Consider the following 15,799-nt stretch of genomic DNA (forward strand, 5'->3'; position numbering starts at 1 on the left):
CTTTCAGCATTATTTTCTGCGGGCGCTGTAGTCTTTATACTTTTCAATTAAAATGGTATTATTGTATATATATGCGATTTCAGGGATTAATGTTTCATTACCAGTCTGGCCAGGTAAATCCTGTTCAGGGTTGCGACTGAAAACTGAACCGATTCTAATTTGCTGAGGTCGAAAGGAATAGGCCATGATCGTGGCATTGGCATTACCGGTTGCACCAGCATGGACAATTCCTTTGATTGTACCAAAAACACATATATTGCCGGCAGAAACTAATTCAGCATTAGGATTTACATCCCCGATCAAAACGATGTCTCCGTTGCTTTCAACACGACATCCAGAGCGCAAAGTACCTTTAATGTATTCAACACCAGTTTCATTCTTTATATCAGTTGCTTGTGCAGCTAAAGTCCTTTGGGAGAAATTATGCCAGATAACCTGCGATTCGGATTGCGGAATCAAGCCATGATTAAGACAAATTTTTTCAATATCTTCTTTAATTCCATCATCAATCACACTACCAGATCTAGTCGCTACAGCAAAAGTAGCTCCTTTAAAAAATCCCCGAGCTTGTTGCATTTTTCGTTCGATATCTTTCAGTAATATTTTTTTATCCAGGTTTTCATCTATTAATATTACAAGACCATTTTTGGTTCCCTTGATACTGACACCTTCATACATTTTGGTTTAACCTCCTTCCTACAACAATTGACTATTCGAGCAAAATAGCCATTTTCCTGCTCAGTGTCGAAAAAATAAAGTTATTGCAGAGGAGGCACCTAAAATGAAGCAATTAATTGGCACCAGTCCGGCGATTAAAGAAATAAATCACCTAATTACTCAGATTGCGACAAAAGGTTCCACTGTTTTAATCAGAGGAGAGTCAGGTACAGGAAAGGAACTGGTAGCTAATTTGATCCATCATTTTAGTTACCGTCGCTTTAATTCTTTAGTTAAGATTAACTGTGCAGCTATACCTGAACATTTGTTGGAAGCCGAGTTATTTGGATATAGTGAAGGTGCTTTCACCGGGGCCAAAAAAGGAGGAGCTGTTGGCAAATTCGCCCAAGCCCATAAAGGTACAATCTTTCTAGATGAGATTGGTGATTTGAGTTTTTCGACTCAGGCTAAATTATTGCGGGTAATTCAGGAAAAAGAGATCATTCCCATCGGGAGCGAGAGCAGCATTAAGCTTGATGTAAGAATAATAGCAGCAACTAACGCCAATTTAGAAATAATGGTCAAGGAAGGTAAATTTCGTGATGATCTCTTTTATCGCCTGAATGTCGTAAGTATTTATATTCCTCCATTACGGGAGCGAAAAGAGGATATTCTACCACTTACAACTAGTTTCATTACTGAGTTTAATGAAAAATTTAACGTATCCATAAATGGAATCGATAACAAGGTAAAACACATTTTTTTGAACTACGATTGGCCAGGTAATATCAGGGAGCTAAAGAATACACTGGAATATGCTTATAATATAGTAGATGGTAATATTATAAAAACTAAACATTTGCCCAAGTATATTTTAGCTAACACGAATACTGCCATTACCTCAAATAATTATTTCAGCCAAATTGGTCAACGATCGTTGACAGAAATCGTGGATGATTTTGAAAAGGAATTAATCCAACAAGCATTGATTAAATGTACAGGGAACAAAGCTAAAGCCGCTGAACTACTAGGTTTAAGCCGGCCTGGTCTTTATAAAAAGTTACAAAAACATGGCTTAATCTAAAGCGTTATTCAACTGTATAGAACTATTGACGCAAGGCATATCCCAATTCTAATAAGGGATATGCCTTTTTATATTGTCAGCTAATGTCACCATTGTTTACATCTTCGCCATATTATAAAAATCCAGTTTAAACTCAAACTGTTACCATTCATCTTCAAATAATGCATTTCGGGACAAAATTTTGACATTTCACTCTTTTTAGACTTTTGTGGCATGTCTTTTGCTTAATAATCAGGTGTAATAAACCAAGAGGGAGGTATTACCATTGAAAATCGTTGTATTGATGAAACAGACTTTTGACACAGAAACAAGAATCTCTCTAGATGCAAATGGTAAAATCGATAGTACTGGCGTCAATTATGTTGTTAACCCATACTGTGAGTTTGCTGTTGAGGAAGCACTAAGAATTAAAGAGCGTTTGGGTGAAGGAGAGGTAATTATCTTATCCGCTGGTCCTGATCGAGTCGAAAGTGCAATCAGACAATGCCTGGCAATGGGAGCTGACCGGGGTGTGCTGATTAATGATCCCGCCCTGGAAAATGGAGATGAGTATACTTACGCTCTTGCTTTAGCAAAGGCATTACAAACCATGGAGTATGATCTAGTACTGGCCGGATTTCAGGCTGTAGATGATGGTTCCGCTCAAGTTGGACCAAGAGTTGCACAGCTTTTAGATATACCGCAGGTTACTATTGTTACCAAGATAGAAATAGAAGATAAAAAAGCCGTAGTAACCAGAGAAATCGATGACGGTGTTGAAATCATCGAAGTACCTTTGCCAGCCCTCTTTACCGCGCAACAAGGCCTGGCTGAACCAAGGTATCCTTCCATGAAGGGAATTATGCAAGCCAAGAAAAAGCCTTTGCAGGTATTGACTTTGCAAGATATCGGCGTATCCCCTGACGAAGTGGGCGCCAGTGGCGCCAGAGTAAAAGTTGAAGAATTTTCTTTGCCAGCTCCACGGCAAGCCGGAAAAATTATTGGTGGCGATCCCAGGGAAGCTGCAGTAGAACTCGTTAAATTATTAAGAACTGAAGCAAAAGTGATATAACGGGGAGGGTAAGGTAATGGCAGGAGTACTGATTTTTGCCGACCAAAAAGAAGGTAAATTTAGAAAAGTAATTTTTGAAATGCTGGGTGAAGGCCGTAAACTGGCTGACCACCTAGGTGAAGAATTACAGGCTGTTTTAATGGGGCAAAACGTTGAAGAATACGCTACCGTTTTAGGGGAAGCAGGAGCAGATAAAGTTTTTGTGATTGATGACCCTCTCTTAGCCAACTATACCACCGACGGATTTGCAAACGCCCTGGTTAAACTGATTTCAACAGAAAATCCATCTATAGTTCTGTTCCCTAATAATGCTGTTGGTAAGGATTTGGCTCCAGCGGTGGCTCAAAAATTAAATGCCGGTCAAGCTTCCGATGTAATTGCTATCGAATATGATAATGGATTACGCTTTAAGCGGCCTATTTATGCAGGCAAGGCTTTTGCCCATGTTAGTTTTACATCTAATAGAACCATGATTGTTACCATTCGGCCCAAAGCTTTTGAAGCTGCTACACCTCAGCCCGGCAAACAGCCAGCAATTGTGCGTTATGCCAGTGAGCTAGATGCCAGCAGTTTAAGGCAAATAGTTAAAGATGTAGTCAGAAAAGCATCAGGACGCGTCGAGCTCACCGAAGCAGATATTGTGGTGTCCGGTGGACGTGGTATGAAATCAGCAGAAAATTTCAAGATTCTGGAGGAACTGGCTGATGTGCTCGGTGCTGCTGTTGGTGCTTCCCGCGCTGCAGTTGATGAAGGTTGGCGCGAGCCCCAGTATCAGGTAGGGCAAACAGGTAAGGTAGTATCACCTACCCTCTATATAGCCTGCGGTATTTCCGGTGCAATTCAGCATCTGGCCGGGATGAGCAGTTCCAAATATATTGTAGCCATTAATAAAGATCCTGAAGCAGAGATTTTTAAAGTTGCCGACTATGGTATTGTAGCCGATCTTTTCGAAGTTGTGCCAGTATTAACCGAAGAATTCAAAAAAGCTCTGGCAGAATAAAAAAGAGAAAGAAGGCCAGCCGAAAGATAGGGGGTATATTTTCTGGAAAGGAGGGCGTTCTACGTGGTTCCAAGCAGACAACTTGGCATGTATCATGAACAATATATCGTTATGTGGTCCCTCTTGGTATTAACATTAATTGTCTTTGCTAAAGGAATTTACGAAAGATACAAAGTTTGGCAGGTTGGGCAGCCTGAAAAGAGATGGCAAAGTGAGCATGCCAGCTGGAAACGTTTTTTATCCAATAGTTTTGGTCACTTGCGCCTATTAAGGGATAAATATCCTGGTATAATGCACTGGCTGATTTTCTGGGGATTTGTGGTTTTTGCGATCGGTACCTTATCTGTCATGTTAGAAGAAGATTTTAAAATTCCGATTTATCGTGGCTCGTATTATCTTGTCTTATCCTTCTTACTGGATATCTTTGGTGCCGGTGCCATCGTTGGCTTGCTCATGGCTTTATGGAGAAGGTATGTAATTAGACCTCCAAGGTTGGACTCAAACCCAGATGATGGTGTTACCTTACTGTTAATACTTGGTATTATTGTCACCGGTTTTATATTAGAAGGACTTCGTATCAGTTTCACTAAAGATCCCTGGGCTGGATGGACGCCAGTTGGATTCATGCTTGCAAAGTCTTTTTCTCAAATGGCTGAAACAGCCCAGAGAAATTTGCATCAAGTAATCTGGTGGATACATTTGTTACTAACCTTTGGTTTTATCGCCTATATTCCGCACTCCAAGTTGTTTCATATCATTACTGGCTCACTTAATCAGTATCTGGCTAAAGATAAAGCAGCACAGGCCCTTGTACCATTGAACCTGGAAGATGAAAATATTGAACAATTTGGCATTGCCGAAATCCAGCAGTTTACCTGGAAACAGTTAATGGACGGAGATGCCTGTATTCGCTGTGGCCGCTGTCAGGATAACTGTCCTGCCCATTTAACCCAAAAACCCCTTTCTCCGAAGAAATTCACTCAGGACCTAAAAAATCACCTCTATGAGAGGGTAGAAAAATTCAGACAAACCAATGAAGAGATTGGTGGACTGGCACTGGTCCCTGAGGTTATCGAAGAAGATGTAGTTTGGTCTTGCACCACTTGCCGTTCCTGTGAAGAACAGTGTCCTGTTTTTGTTGAGCATGTACCCAAAATCGTTGACTTGCGCCGAAATTTGGTAATGATGGAGAGCAATTTCCCTTCAGAAGCCCAGCTGGCCTTTAGGGGCATGGAAAATAATGGCAATCCCTGGAACATCGGCTGGAAATCCCGGGCTGATTGGGCTCAGGAATTAAGTGTTCCTCTTCTGGTTGAAGATAGTGAGGTGGAATATCTATACTGGCCAGGTTGTAGTGGTGCTTTTGATAACCGAAATAAAAAGGTTGCCATAGCAGTAGTTAAATTATTGCAAAAGGCTGGCGTATCTTTTGGTATTTTAGGGACCGAAGAAAAATGTTGCGGTGATTCAGCCCGACGTCTTGGCAATGAGTATCTCTTTCAAAACCTGGCTCAAGAAAATATTGAGACTATGAATGGTTATGGAGTAAGGAAAATCATAACTTCTTGTCCCCACTGTTATAACACGATTAAAAATGAATACCCCCATTTTGGCGGAAATTATCAAGTTTACCACCATTCAGAATTTTTGGCTCAATTGCTCAAAGAAGGAAGACTCAAACCTCAGAAAAAATTGGATTTACAATGTACCTACCATGACTCCTGCTATCTTGGGCGTTACAACGATATCTATACAGAGCCTAGAGCTATCCTTGATACTATCACCGGTCTAGCCGTATTGGAAATGGAACGTAACAGGGAAAAGGGCTTTTGTTGCGGTGCCGGCGGCGGCAGGATGTGGCTTGAAGAACATATTGGTAAAAGAATTAACTTGGAAAGAACAGAACAGGCTTTAACGACTGGAGCCAATACCATTGTAACCGCTTGTCCCTTCTGTTTAACAATGTTAGAAGATGGTACCAAAATGAAAAATGTAAATGAAACCATCAAGACAAAAGATTTAGCTGAGTTATTATGGGAAAGTTTAAATTAAATACATTGGGGGGTAGGGAAATGAAAGAAGTAGCCATTGTAAGCGCTGTACGTACTCCGATTGGCACTTTTGGAGGCAGTTTAGCCGGCATTCCGGCCGTACAGCTAGGAGCAACTGTAATAGCTGAAGCCATTAGAAGAATTAATCTCGAGTTTTCACAAGTAGATGAAGTTATTATGGGTAATGTTCTGCAAGCTGGCCTGGGTCAAAATCCTGCGCGCCAGGCAACGATTTCGGCTGGCTTACCGCTGGAAACTCCGGCAATTACCATCAACAAGGTCTGTGGCTCAGGTTTAAAAGCCGTTGCCTTAGCTGCCCAAAGCATTATGACAGGAGATAACGAAATCGTAATCGCTGGCGGCATGGAGAATATGAGCAGCGCTCCATATCTTTTGCCTAATATTAGAAATGGTGTGCGAATGGGGAACAGCCAGGTAGTAGATAGCATGATCAAAGATGGCTTGTGGTGTGCATTTACCGATGTCCATATGGGCATTACAGCCGAAAATATTGCGGCAAAGTATGGAATCACCAGAGAAGAACAGGACAACTTTGCTTTGCAAAGCCAGCAGAAAGCTGCTGCTGCCATTCAAGCCGGCAAATTCCAGGCTGAAATTGTTCCCGTTAACATCCCACAAAAAAAGGGCGAACCGATTATTTTCAGTCAAGATGAACACCCTCGTCCCAATACCACTCCGGAAGCTCTGGCTAACTTAAAACCAGCTTTCAAGAAAGATGGTACTGTGACTGCTGGTAATGCTTCTGGAATAAATGATGGAGCAGCAGCATTCGTTTTAATGTCAGCGGAAAAAGCGCAGGCATTAGGTTTCAAACCACTAGCAATGATTCGTTCCTATGCATCAGCTGGTGTAGATCCTGCTATTATGGGAATTGGTCCGGTTCCTGCCACACTTAAAGCCTTAAAGAAAGCAGGTCTAAGCATTCAGGATATTGGGCTCGCTGAAGCCAATGAAGCTTTTGCCGCTCAGGCTTTAGCAGTAATGAAGGAATTGGAATTGGATCCCAATCTTACCAATGTAAACGGGGGAGCTATTGCTTTAGGTCATCCTATAGGGGCGTCGGGGGCTAGAATACTGGTTACATTAGTATACGAATTACTGCGTCGCAATACAAAATATGGTTTAGCTACACTGTGTATTGGCGGTGGTCAAGGTATTGCCATGATTATTGAGAAGGTTTAAGCTGTAAGGAGGCGGTAAGATGGCAGCATATAAAAGCTTATCCCAGCTTACCTGGAGCATTCTGTCATCCCGCAAAACCAAATCCAATTATATACCACCATCCAGTACAAACATCGAGGAACTAACCGACGGTCAGAGAGAATCGGCCAAAAAAGCAATAGAGTGGCTAATTTCGAAAGCCCCCCATACAGTTACAGAAATAGCTGAACATTTTGAAATGTCGACTGTTTTAGTTGCTGTCCTTGTTAGTGAGCTGATAAAAGCTGGAAGAATCCGGGTGCAAGCAGCTAATCCTGAATTGTTGGAGCTTAATGAAAACAACTAGGAGGTGAGTGAATTGGCAGAAACAGTAATAGTTAGTGCAGCCCGAACCCCTTTTGGTAAGCTTGGTGGCGGGCTTGCCCCCCTGTCTGCTACAGACTTGGGTGGAATTGCCATTGCTGAGGCAGTAAAACGGGCTGGTATCCCAGCCGATCATATTGATAATGTAATCATGGGCATGGTTTTACAGGGGGGAGCTGGTCAAATCCCCAGTAGACAGGCAACGAACAAAGCTGGATTACCCTGGGAAACCCCATCAGAAACTATCAATAAAGTCTGTGCCAGTGGTTTAAGGGCTGTTACTATGGCAGATCAACAAATTCGCAGCGGTGACGCCAGCATTATCGTTGCTGGTGGCATGGAAAGTATGTCCAATGCCCCCTATTTCCTTAAAAAAGCCCGCTGGGGTTATCGCATGGGTCATGATGAATTAATAGATCTAATGGTACATGATGGTTTATGGTGTGCTTTCCATAACCGGCATATGGCAGTACACGGAAGTGTTGTAGCTGCAGAATATGGTATCAGCCGGGCTGAACAGGATGAATGGGCGCTTCGAAGTCATAATCTGGCAATTAAAGCTATTGATTCCGGGATAATGGCACAAGAGATTATTCCCGTTACTATTCCGCAAAAAAAAGGTGATCCCAAAGTAATAATTACAGATGAAGGGCCAAGGCGAGATACCTCTCTTGAACAACTGGCAAAATTACCGCCCGTTTTTGACAAAAACGGTACTGTTACAGCCGGCAATGCTCCAGGTGTTAATGATGGTGCTGGAGCTATGGTGTTGATGAGTTCCGACAAAGCCAAAGAACTGGGTGTTCAACCTCTGGCTAAAATAATCGGGCACGCTTTTGTTGCTCTAGAAGCCCAGTACATTGCTACTGCCCCGGGACACGCTGTTAATAAATTACTGCAAAAAAATAATCTTAAAATATCTGATATAAACCTATTGGAAATCAATGAAGCATTTGCGGCAGTTCCCTTGGTTAGCCAGAAAATTGCAAACTGGAATCCTGAATTAGTTAATGTAAACGGAGGAGCAGTAGCCTTAGGTCATCCCATAGGCGCCTCCGGAGCAAGGATAATTATGACTCTAATTTATGAACTGAGACGGCGTGGTGGCGGCTACGGTATTGCCGCTATCTGTTCCGGTGCTGCTCAAGGTGATGCTGTTTTAATAAAAGTAGATTAATTAATTGATTGGGGGTAGAGGGACATGGAGATTAAAAAGGTAATGGTTGTTGGAGCCGGACAGATGGGCAGCGGAATAGCTCAGGTAGCTGCTCAGGCAGGCTACCAGGTAATTTTGAATGATATTAAACCGGAATTTGTTGAAAGAGGCCTTTCTGTAATTACAAAAAACTTAGCCAGAAATGTGGAAAAAGGTAAAATTACTGAAGATGAGAAAAATGAAATCCTTGGTAGACTAACCAGATCCATTTCCTTAGAAGACGCTCATGACGTAGATATTGTGATTGAAGCTGCAGTAGAAAAAATGGAAATTAAAGCTGATATTTTCCGTAAACTGGACGAAATTACACCAGCCCATGCTATTTTGGCAACCAACACCTCTTCATTACCAATTACTGAAATCGCTGCCTGCACAAGACGACCGGAGAAGGTTATAGGCATGCACTTTATGAATCCAGTTCCTGTAATGAAGCTGGTGGAAATCATTAAAGGTTTGGCGACCGACCAGGAAGTCTATAAAATTGTGGAAAACATGAGTATTAAAATGGGAAAAGTTCCTGTGGAAGTTAATGATTCACCGGGTTTTGTTTCTAACCGGGTCTTGTTGCCAATGATCAATGAAGCAATTTACTGTGTGTACGAAGGAGTAGCTACTCCGGAAGCTGTCGACCAGGTGATGAAACTTGGTATGAATCATCCCATGGGACCCCTGGCTCTGGCAGATTTAATCGGTTTAGATACCTGCTTATCCATTATGGAAGTTCTTTATGAAGGCTTTAAAGATTCCAAATATCGCCCCTGTCCCTTGCTGCGGAAAATGGTTAAAGCCGGTTGGCTGGGCCGTAAAACATGCAAAGGTTTCTATGATTATTCCAACTAATGTAGTAGGGGTGGTAAAAGATGCAATTCAATAATTTACTGGTTCAAAAAGAAAATAATCTGGCTATTCTAACCATTAACCGCCCTGCTGCTTTAAATGCCCTTAATGCGGACACCCTCCATGAGCTGGGGCAAGCAATTCAAATGTTAACTGAAGACCAGGAAGTTAAAGTCATTATCTTGACCGGGGCAGGAGAGAAGGCTTTTGTAGCAGGCGCTGATATTGCTTTTATGCAGCAACTGGACCCCATTGCGGCAAGGCAGTTTGCCTTAACCGGCCAAATGGTATTTAATCAGATTGAATCCTGTCCTAAACCTGTGATTGCTGCTATTAATGGTTACGCCTTAGGAGGCGGCTGTGAGCTGGCAATGGCCTGTGATATCAGAATAGCCAGTGAAAAAGCCAAATTTGGCCAACCGGAAGTCAATCTGGGAGTCATTCCTGGTTTTGCTGGCACCCAGCGTTTGGCTCGGTTGGTTGGTAAAGGTAAAGCTAAAGAACTGATCTTTACAGGGGATATGATCGATGCCCAGGAGGCTTATCAGATTGGCTTAATTAATCAAATCGTCCCTCATGATCAGCTAATGGACCAAACAAAAAAAATGGGACTAAAAATTGCTAGCAAAGCTCTAGTAGCGGTTCAACTGGCAAAAAGGGCTATCAATGAAGGTTTGGAAATGCCTTTAGAACAGGCAAACTATCATGAAGCTAATTACTTTGGCTTGTGCTTTGCAACAAATGATCAAAAAGAAGGGATGGCCGCCTTTTTGGCAAAAAGACCACCACAGTTTCAAGGCAAATAAATCACGTGGGGAGTAGGGGATTCATATGAATTTTGATCTCACGGAAGAACAACTATTGCTAAAAAGAATGGTCAGAGAATTCGCTGAAAACGAACTCGCACCCAAAGCCGCATACTGGGATGAAACCGGAACCTTCCCCCGGGAAAATCTCAAAAAAATGGCTGAACTTGATTTAATGGGCATGCCTTTTCCCGAAACGGTAGGCGGAGCGGGAATGTCCGTACTGGATTATGTCCTAGTATTAGAAGAAATCGCTAGAGTTTGCCCAACAACAGCAGTAATACTAGCCGTTCACACTTCAGTAGGGACTATGCCGATTTACCTTTTCGGTAATCAACAGCAGAAGGAAAAATATTTAACAAAACTTTGCCGTGGCGAATACCTGGGAGCTTTTGCCCTCACCGAACCAACTGCCGGCTCTGATGCCACCAAAATCAAATGTTCTGCTGAAGACAAAGGGGATCACTACCTTGTAAATGGTACCAAGATTTTCATTACTAATGCCGGTGAAGCCGATGTTTACTGCACTTTTGTTGTTACAGACAAAACCAAGGGCCATCATGGTATTAGTTGTTTACTTATAGAAAAAAATACTCCTGGTTTTAAAGTAGGAAAGATCGAAAAGAAAATGGGTCTTAATGGTTCCAAAACCGGTGAGTTGATATTTGAAAATGCTATAGTTCCAAAAGAAAATTTACTGGGCCAAGAAGGTGAAGGGTTCAAGATCGCCATGTCCCTTTTAGATGGTGGCAGAATTGGGATCGGAGCCCAGGGAATAGGGATTGCCCAGGGAGCATATGATTATGCTTTAGCTTACACAAAAGAACGCAAACAATTTGGCCAACCCATCAGTAATTTTCAAGCTATTCAATTTAAGCTGGCTGATATGGCAACCAGAATTGATGCTGCCCGACTTCTAGTTTATCAGGCTGCCTATTTGCGGGATCAAAAACTGCCTCATAGCAAACAGGCCAGTATGGCCAAAATGTATGGAACCGATACTGCAATGTGGGTAGCAACAGAAGCAGTACAAATTCTTGGTGGCTACGGGTATATCAGGGAATACCCGGTAGAGCGGTATTTCCGTGATGCCAAAATTACGCAAATCTATGAGGGTACAAACCAGATCCAGCGTCTGGTAATTGCGAAAAATATATTAAAGTAACAAGGGGGTAGAGGATTTTGATTTTCAAGCTCACAGAAGAACAGGAAATGTTACGCAATATGGTCCGGGATTTTGCAGAAAAGGAATGTGGACCTACTGCAGCCGAAAGGGATGAAAAAGAAACTTTTGATCGGTCTATTTTTGATAAAATGGCCGAACTGGGACTTACCGGGATTGTGTTCCCCGAAGAATATGGTGGTGCTGGTGCTGATTATATAAGTTATGCTATCGCCGTCGAGGAACTTTCCCGGGTAGACGCTTCAGTTGGTGTCACTCTGTCCGCCCATACTTCCTTAGGCTCCAACCCCATTTACAAATTTGGGACTGAAGAACAGAAACAAAAATACCTGGTACCCTTAGCCGAGGGCAAGAAAATGGGCGCTTTTGGTTTAACTGAACCCTTCGCTGGTTCTGATGCTGGAGGTACCAGAACTACCGCCGTACTTGATGGTGATGAATGGGTTCTGAATGGTACGAAAATCTTTATTACCAATGGCGGAGAAGCTGAAATATATGTTGTCTTTGCCATGACCGATAAAGAAGCTAAACCCAAACACAAAGGCATAAGTGCTTTTATCGTGGAAAAAGGCACACCTGGTTTCACTTTCGGTAAAAAAGAACACAAACTGGGTATTCGTTCATCACCGACCATGGAGCTGGTTTTTGACAACTGTCGTATCCCAAAAGAAAATCTTCTGGGACAACTGGGTGAAGGGTTTAAAATAGCCATGGTAACCCTGGATTATGGAAGAATTGGTATTGCTGCTCAGGCTTTAGGCATTGCCCAGGGTGCATATGAAGCAGCCTTAAATTATGCTAAAGAAAGAAAACAATTCGGTCAGCCTATTGCCAATTTCCAGGCGATTCAATTTATGCTAGCAGATATGGCTACTGAAATTGAGGCTGCCAGATTATTAGTTTACCGTGCTGCATATCTGGCCAGTCAGGGGGTAAGAATCAGCAAAGAGGCTGCCATGGCCAAAATGTATGCCTCAGATGTAGCAATGAAAGTAACAACCAATGCTGTACAAATCTTTGGCGGTTATGGCTATACCCGTGAATTCCCGGTAGAACGCATGATGCGGGATGCTAAAATAACCCAGATCTATGAAGGTACAAATGAAATTCAACGGGTAGTTATTAGTGCTAATATTTTAAAGGAATAGGGTTGGAGGTTTGCCTTCAACCCCTTTTCCCATTGAAAGGAGATTGTACCCTTGTGTGCAATCAGCGCGGAATAATCTGGACCATTACCGGAGACGGCAAAGGCAAAACTACAGCTGCTTTCGGTCAGGCTCTCAGAGCACTAGGGCATAACCAAGCGGTTGCAATTATTCAATTTCTTAAGGGTAGTAATATCTATGGTGAATACAGGTTTCTTCAGCAATTAGCAAATAAGCAGCTACTGATAAAACAGGTTGGTTTGCCGACCTTTGTGCGCAAAAACATTGCTGACCAGATCGATCAAGATTTGGTACTCCGGGGTTGGTTCCTGGCCCGGTCTCTGATTGAAACATCCTATAATCTGGTCATTCTCGATGAGATTAATGTCGCCCTTGATTATGGTCTTTTAGCGATAGAAGACGTTATAAAAACCTTAACTACTAGACCTGCCACCGTTAGCATTATTCTTACGGGTAGAAATGCACCCCAGGAAATTCTGGCAATTAGTGATACAGTGAGTATTATAACCAATGGAAAACACCACTATGAACAGGGGCTTATGGCCCAGGCGGGAATTGAATTCTAGCCCAGTTAGGCGGTGAAAAAATGCATTCGTTAGTTGAAGGGTTGTTGCAGGGTAATAAACGCAGTGCGGCAAAATTGATCACTATCATTGAAAACCAAGAGCCGCAAAAAGAAGAAATGTTAGCCCAAATCTTTCCTCATACCGGTAATGCTTTTATTATTGGCATTACTGGCTCACCTGGAGCAGGCAAAAGCTCTCTGGTAGACTCCTTGATTCGAACTATCCGCTCCGAAAATAAAACCGTAGGTATTATCGCTGTGGACCCATCCAGTCCCTTTACAGGTGGAGCTCTGTTAGGAGACCGCATACGCATGCAAGAGCACGCTTTAGATCCAGGAGTTTTTATCCGCAGCATGGGCACCCGCGGCAGTTTAGGAGGTTTAGCCCATACTACCAGAGATGCTCTGCGAGTTTTGGATGCTATGGGGATCGATGTTATCTTAATAGAAACTGTGGGAGTAGGCCAATCAGAACTGGATATTATGAACGTGGCTGACACCACCGTCGTAGTCCTCACCCCTGGAGCAGGGGACCACATCCAGACAATAAAAGCCGGAATCATGGAAATTGCCGATGTTTTCGCCGTTAACAAGGGAGACTTACCCGGAGCAGATAAAGTCGTGACTGAAGTAGAAGCAATGCTGGATTTAGGCTGTCATACTAGCTGGCGCCCTCCAGTCATCAAAACTTCAAACTTAAAACAGCAAGGAATAAACGAACTTTGGGAAGCTATCAATAAACATAAACAATTCTTAATAGCTAATGGGTTATGGGAAGAAAACAGAAAAAAAAGGTTTGAACAAGAGGTATTAGAGATTGTGGAACTGGAACTGCGGAAAACAATTCACAAAAAAGTGGTAGATACCCCATTAATGCATGAAATTTTACAACAAGTACTTGAAAGAAAACTTGCTCCTTACAATGCAGCGATCAGTATTATTCGTCAAGGGTTAAATTTGAAAATATAAAGGTTAGAAGGGAGTTGGCGTTGCATGAATAAAGAAAATTTTAATAAGTGGCAAGAAAAATTTACTAACGCTGCAAAACGAGATTCTTCTTTTACTACTGTATCAGGTCTGCCTATCAATCCTCTTTATACCCCAGCCGATGTAGCTAATTTTGATTATGAAAAAGATTTGGGTTACCCTGGTGAATTTCCTTATACTCGTGGTGTACAAACCACCATGTATTTGGGTAGATTATGGACTATGCGCCAGTTTGCCGGTTTTGCGACAGCAAAAGAATCCAATCAGCGCTATAAATTTCTTCTTTCTCAAGGCCAAACTGGCTTAAGTGTGGCATTTGACATGCCCACCATAATGGGATATGATTCCGACCATCCCAGAGCCTATGGAGAAGTTGGCCGGGTTGGGGTAGCCATTGATTCTCTCCAGGATATGGAGATCTTATTTGATGGAATTCCTTTAGATAAAGTAAGCACTTCAATGACTATTAATGCTCCAGCTTCTGTAATCTGGTCAATGTATATAGCAACTGCCGAGAAACAGGGAGTACCATCCCATAAACTAACCGGTACCATCCAAAATGATATCTTAAAAGAATATATAGCTCAGAAATCCTGGATCTTCCCCCCGGAACCTTCTATGCGCCTGATTACCGATATCTTTAAGTTTGCTAAAGATCATGTGCCAAAATGGAATACTATTAGTATTAGTGGTTACCACATTCGTGAAGCTGGTTCTACTGCCGTTCAAGAATTAGCATTCACCCTGGCTGACGGTTTTGCCTATGTAGAAGCTGGCATCGCAGCTGGCTTAGATGTTGATGACTTTGCTCCTCGTCTCAGTTTCTTCTTCAATGCCCATCTCGACTTTTTCGAAGAAATTGCCAAGTATCGTGCTGCCCGTAGAATCTGGGCCCGGAGAATGAAAGAAAAATATAAAGCCAAAGATCCCCGTTCCTGGTTACTTCGCTTCCATACCCAAACTGCAGGCTGCTCACTGACAGCCCAACAACCGGAGAACAACATTATTCGTACCGCTTATGAAGCACTAGCCGCCGTTCTGGGGGGAACGCAATCCCTGCATACTAACTCTATGGATGAAGTTCTGGCATTGCCTACGGAAAAAGCTGTAACCATAGCCTTACGCACTCAGCAAATAATCGCCCATGAAATTGGGGTAACTAACACCATTGACCCGCTGGCAGGTTCATACTTTGTTGAAGCCTTAACCAATAAAATGGAAGAAGAGGCTGAAAAATATTTTGCCAAGATTGAGGAACTGGGTGGGGTGTTAAAGGCCATTGAAAAAGGTTTCTTCCAGAAGGAAATTGCTGATGCTGCTTATGAATATCAAAAAGCTATTGATAGCAAACGGCGAATTGTGGTTGGAGTCAATCAGTATGTCGATGAAAATGAAAAACTGGATATTGAAATTCTCAAGATTGACCCCCGAATCGAACAGGAACAAGTTGCTCGCCTGCAAAAACTAAGAGAAGAGCGGGATAATCTGCGGGTTCAAGAGTGTTTGGCTGAGCTGAGAAAGGCGGCCAATACTTCCGATAACCTCATCCCATATATTCTCAACTGTGTCAGATGCTATAGTACTTTAGGGGAAATTATCCAGGTAATGCGCGACGAATTTGGCGAATACAAAGAACAACCTTTATTTTAAT

15 protein-coding genes are annotated in these 15,799 nt (G+C 42.5%); 14 read left to right on the forward strand and 1 reads right to left on the reverse strand.

The window, feature by feature from the left end; all coding sequences use genetic code 11:
• Nucleotides 1-9: 9 nt before the first annotated feature.
• Nucleotides 10-678 (reverse strand): septum site-determining protein MinC, encoded by a 669-nt coding sequence (minC, locus tag CTH_RS07145; RefSeq protein WP_078664445.1) that lies wholly within the window; start codon nt 676-678, stop codon nt 10-12.
• A gap of 103 nt (nt 679-781) precedes the next feature.
• Between minC and CTH_RS07150 the strand changes: the two genes are divergently transcribed.
• The 14 genes from CTH_RS07150 (at nt 782) to CTH_RS07215 (ending at nt 15,798) form a co-directional block, all read left to right on the forward strand.
• A complete protein-coding gene (locus CTH_RS07150) occupies nt 782-1,741 on the forward strand; it encodes a sigma-54 interaction domain-containing protein (protein ID WP_078664446.1) in 960 nt (319 codons plus the stop codon).
• 265 nt (nt 1,742-2,006) lie between these two features.
• Nucleotides 2,007-2,792 carry an electron transfer flavoprotein subunit beta/FixA family protein gene (locus CTH_RS07155; RefSeq protein ID WP_078664447.1) on the forward strand — a complete coding sequence of 262 codons (786 nt, stop codon included), beginning with the start codon at nt 2,007-2,009 and terminating at the stop codon, nt 2,790-2,792.
• Between the two features lie 16 nt (nt 2,793-2,808).
• Nucleotides 2,809-3,792 carry an electron transfer flavoprotein subunit alpha/FixB family protein gene (locus CTH_RS07160; protein WP_078664448.1) on the forward strand — a complete coding sequence of 328 codons (984 nt, stop codon included), beginning with the start codon at nt 2,809-2,811 and terminating at the stop codon, nt 3,790-3,792.
• An 87-nt stretch (nt 3,793-3,879) separates the two neighbouring features.
• Nucleotides 3,880-5,844, forward strand: coding sequence for a heterodisulfide reductase-related iron-sulfur binding cluster (locus tag CTH_RS07165; RefSeq protein ID WP_078664449.1), 1,965 nt, complete (start codon nt 3,880-3,882; stop codon nt 5,842-5,844).
• A 20-nt stretch (nt 5,845-5,864) separates the two neighbouring features.
• On the forward strand, nt 5,865-7,046 hold the full coding sequence (locus CTH_RS07170) for an acetyl-CoA C-acetyltransferase (RefSeq protein ID WP_078664450.1): 1,182 nt from the start codon (nt 5,865-5,867) through the stop codon (nt 7,044-7,046).
• A gap of 19 nt (nt 7,047-7,065) precedes the next feature.
• Nucleotides 7,066-7,371 (forward strand): helix-turn-helix domain-containing protein, encoded by a 306-nt coding sequence (locus CTH_RS07175; protein ID WP_078664451.1) that lies wholly within the window; start codon nt 7,066-7,068, stop codon nt 7,369-7,371.
• Nucleotides 7,372-7,383: 12 nt separating this feature from the next.
• Nucleotides 7,384-8,565: an acetyl-CoA C-acetyltransferase gene (locus CTH_RS07180; RefSeq protein WP_078664452.1), complete on the forward strand. Its 1,182-nt coding sequence runs from the start codon at nt 7,384-7,386 to the stop codon at nt 8,563-8,565.
• Between the two features lie 24 nt (nt 8,566-8,589).
• Nucleotides 8,590-9,444, forward strand: coding sequence for a 3-hydroxybutyryl-CoA dehydrogenase (locus CTH_RS07185; protein WP_107753422.1), 855 nt, complete (start codon nt 8,590-8,592; stop codon nt 9,442-9,444).
• A 20-nt stretch (nt 9,445-9,464) separates the two neighbouring features.
• Nucleotides 9,465-10,247 carry a short-chain-enoyl-CoA hydratase gene (locus CTH_RS07190; protein WP_078664454.1) on the forward strand — a complete coding sequence of 261 codons (783 nt, stop codon included), beginning with the start codon at nt 9,465-9,467 and terminating at the stop codon, nt 10,245-10,247.
• Nucleotides 10,248-10,272: 25 nt separating this feature from the next.
• Entirely contained in the window at nt 10,273-11,412 is a 1,140-nt protein-coding gene (locus tag CTH_RS07195) for an acyl-CoA dehydrogenase (protein ID WP_107753424.1), read from the forward strand.
• Between the two features lie 17 nt (nt 11,413-11,429).
• Entirely contained in the window at nt 11,430-12,578 is a 1,149-nt protein-coding gene (locus CTH_RS07200; RefSeq protein WP_078664456.1) for an acyl-CoA dehydrogenase, read from the forward strand.
• A gap of 53 nt (nt 12,579-12,631) precedes the next feature.
• Nucleotides 12,632-13,162 carry a cob(I)yrinic acid a,c-diamide adenosyltransferase gene (locus tag CTH_RS07205; protein WP_159071874.1) on the forward strand — a complete coding sequence of 177 codons (531 nt, stop codon included), beginning with the start codon at nt 12,632-12,634 and terminating at the stop codon, nt 13,160-13,162.
• 20 nt (nt 13,163-13,182) lie between these two features.
• The gene (gene meaB / locus CTH_RS07210) at nt 13,183-14,130 is read left to right on the forward strand and encodes a methylmalonyl Co-A mutase-associated GTPase MeaB (RefSeq protein WP_078664458.1); all 948 of its coding nucleotides are present in this window, start codon (nt 13,183-13,185) and stop codon (nt 14,128-14,130) included.
• A gap of 24 nt (nt 14,131-14,154) precedes the next feature.
• Nucleotides 14,155-15,798, forward strand: coding sequence for an acyl-CoA mutase large subunit family protein (locus tag CTH_RS07215; protein WP_078664459.1), 1,644 nt, complete (start codon nt 14,155-14,157; stop codon nt 15,796-15,798).
• Nucleotide 15,799 lies beyond the last annotated feature (1 nt).

Origin of the sequence: Carboxydocella thermautotrophica (assembly GCA_003054495.1) — a bacterium.
Lineage (GTDB): Bacteria > Bacillota.

Bases quoted from the DNA above. Each gene is read 5' to 3' on its own strand.
- minC (WP_078664445.1), bottom strand. From the start codon at position 678: ATGTATGAAGGTGTCAGTATCAAGGGAACCAAAAATGGTCTTGTAATA.
- CTH_RS07150 (WP_078664446.1), top strand. From the start codon at position 782: ATGAAGCAATTAATTGGCACCAGTCCGGCGATTAAAGAAATAAATCAC.
- CTH_RS07160 (WP_078664448.1), top strand. From the start codon at position 2,809: ATGGCAGGAGTACTGATTTTTGCCGACCAAAAAGAAGGTAAATTTAGA.
- CTH_RS07165 (WP_078664449.1), top strand. From the start codon at position 3,880: ATGTATCATGAACAATATATCGTTATGTGGTCCCTCTTGGTATTAACA.
- CTH_RS07170 (WP_078664450.1), top strand. From the start codon at position 5,865: ATGAAAGAAGTAGCCATTGTAAGCGCTGTACGTACTCCGATTGGCACT.
- CTH_RS07175 (WP_078664451.1), top strand. From the start codon at position 7,066: ATGGCAGCATATAAAAGCTTATCCCAGCTTACCTGGAGCATTCTGTCA.
- CTH_RS07185 (WP_107753422.1), top strand. From the start codon at position 8,590: ATGGAGATTAAAAAGGTAATGGTTGTTGGAGCCGGACAGATGGGCAGC.
- CTH_RS07190 (WP_078664454.1), top strand. From the start codon at position 9,465: ATGCAATTCAATAATTTACTGGTTCAAAAAGAAAATAATCTGGCTATT.
- CTH_RS07195 (WP_107753424.1), top strand. From the start codon at position 10,273: ATGAATTTTGATCTCACGGAAGAACAACTATTGCTAAAAAGAATGGTC.
- meaB (WP_078664458.1), top strand. From the start codon at position 13,183: ATGCATTCGTTAGTTGAAGGGTTGTTGCAGGGTAATAAACGCAGTGCG.
- CTH_RS07215 (WP_078664459.1), top strand. From the start codon at position 14,155: ATGAATAAAGAAAATTTTAATAAGTGGCAAGAAAAATTTACTAACGCT.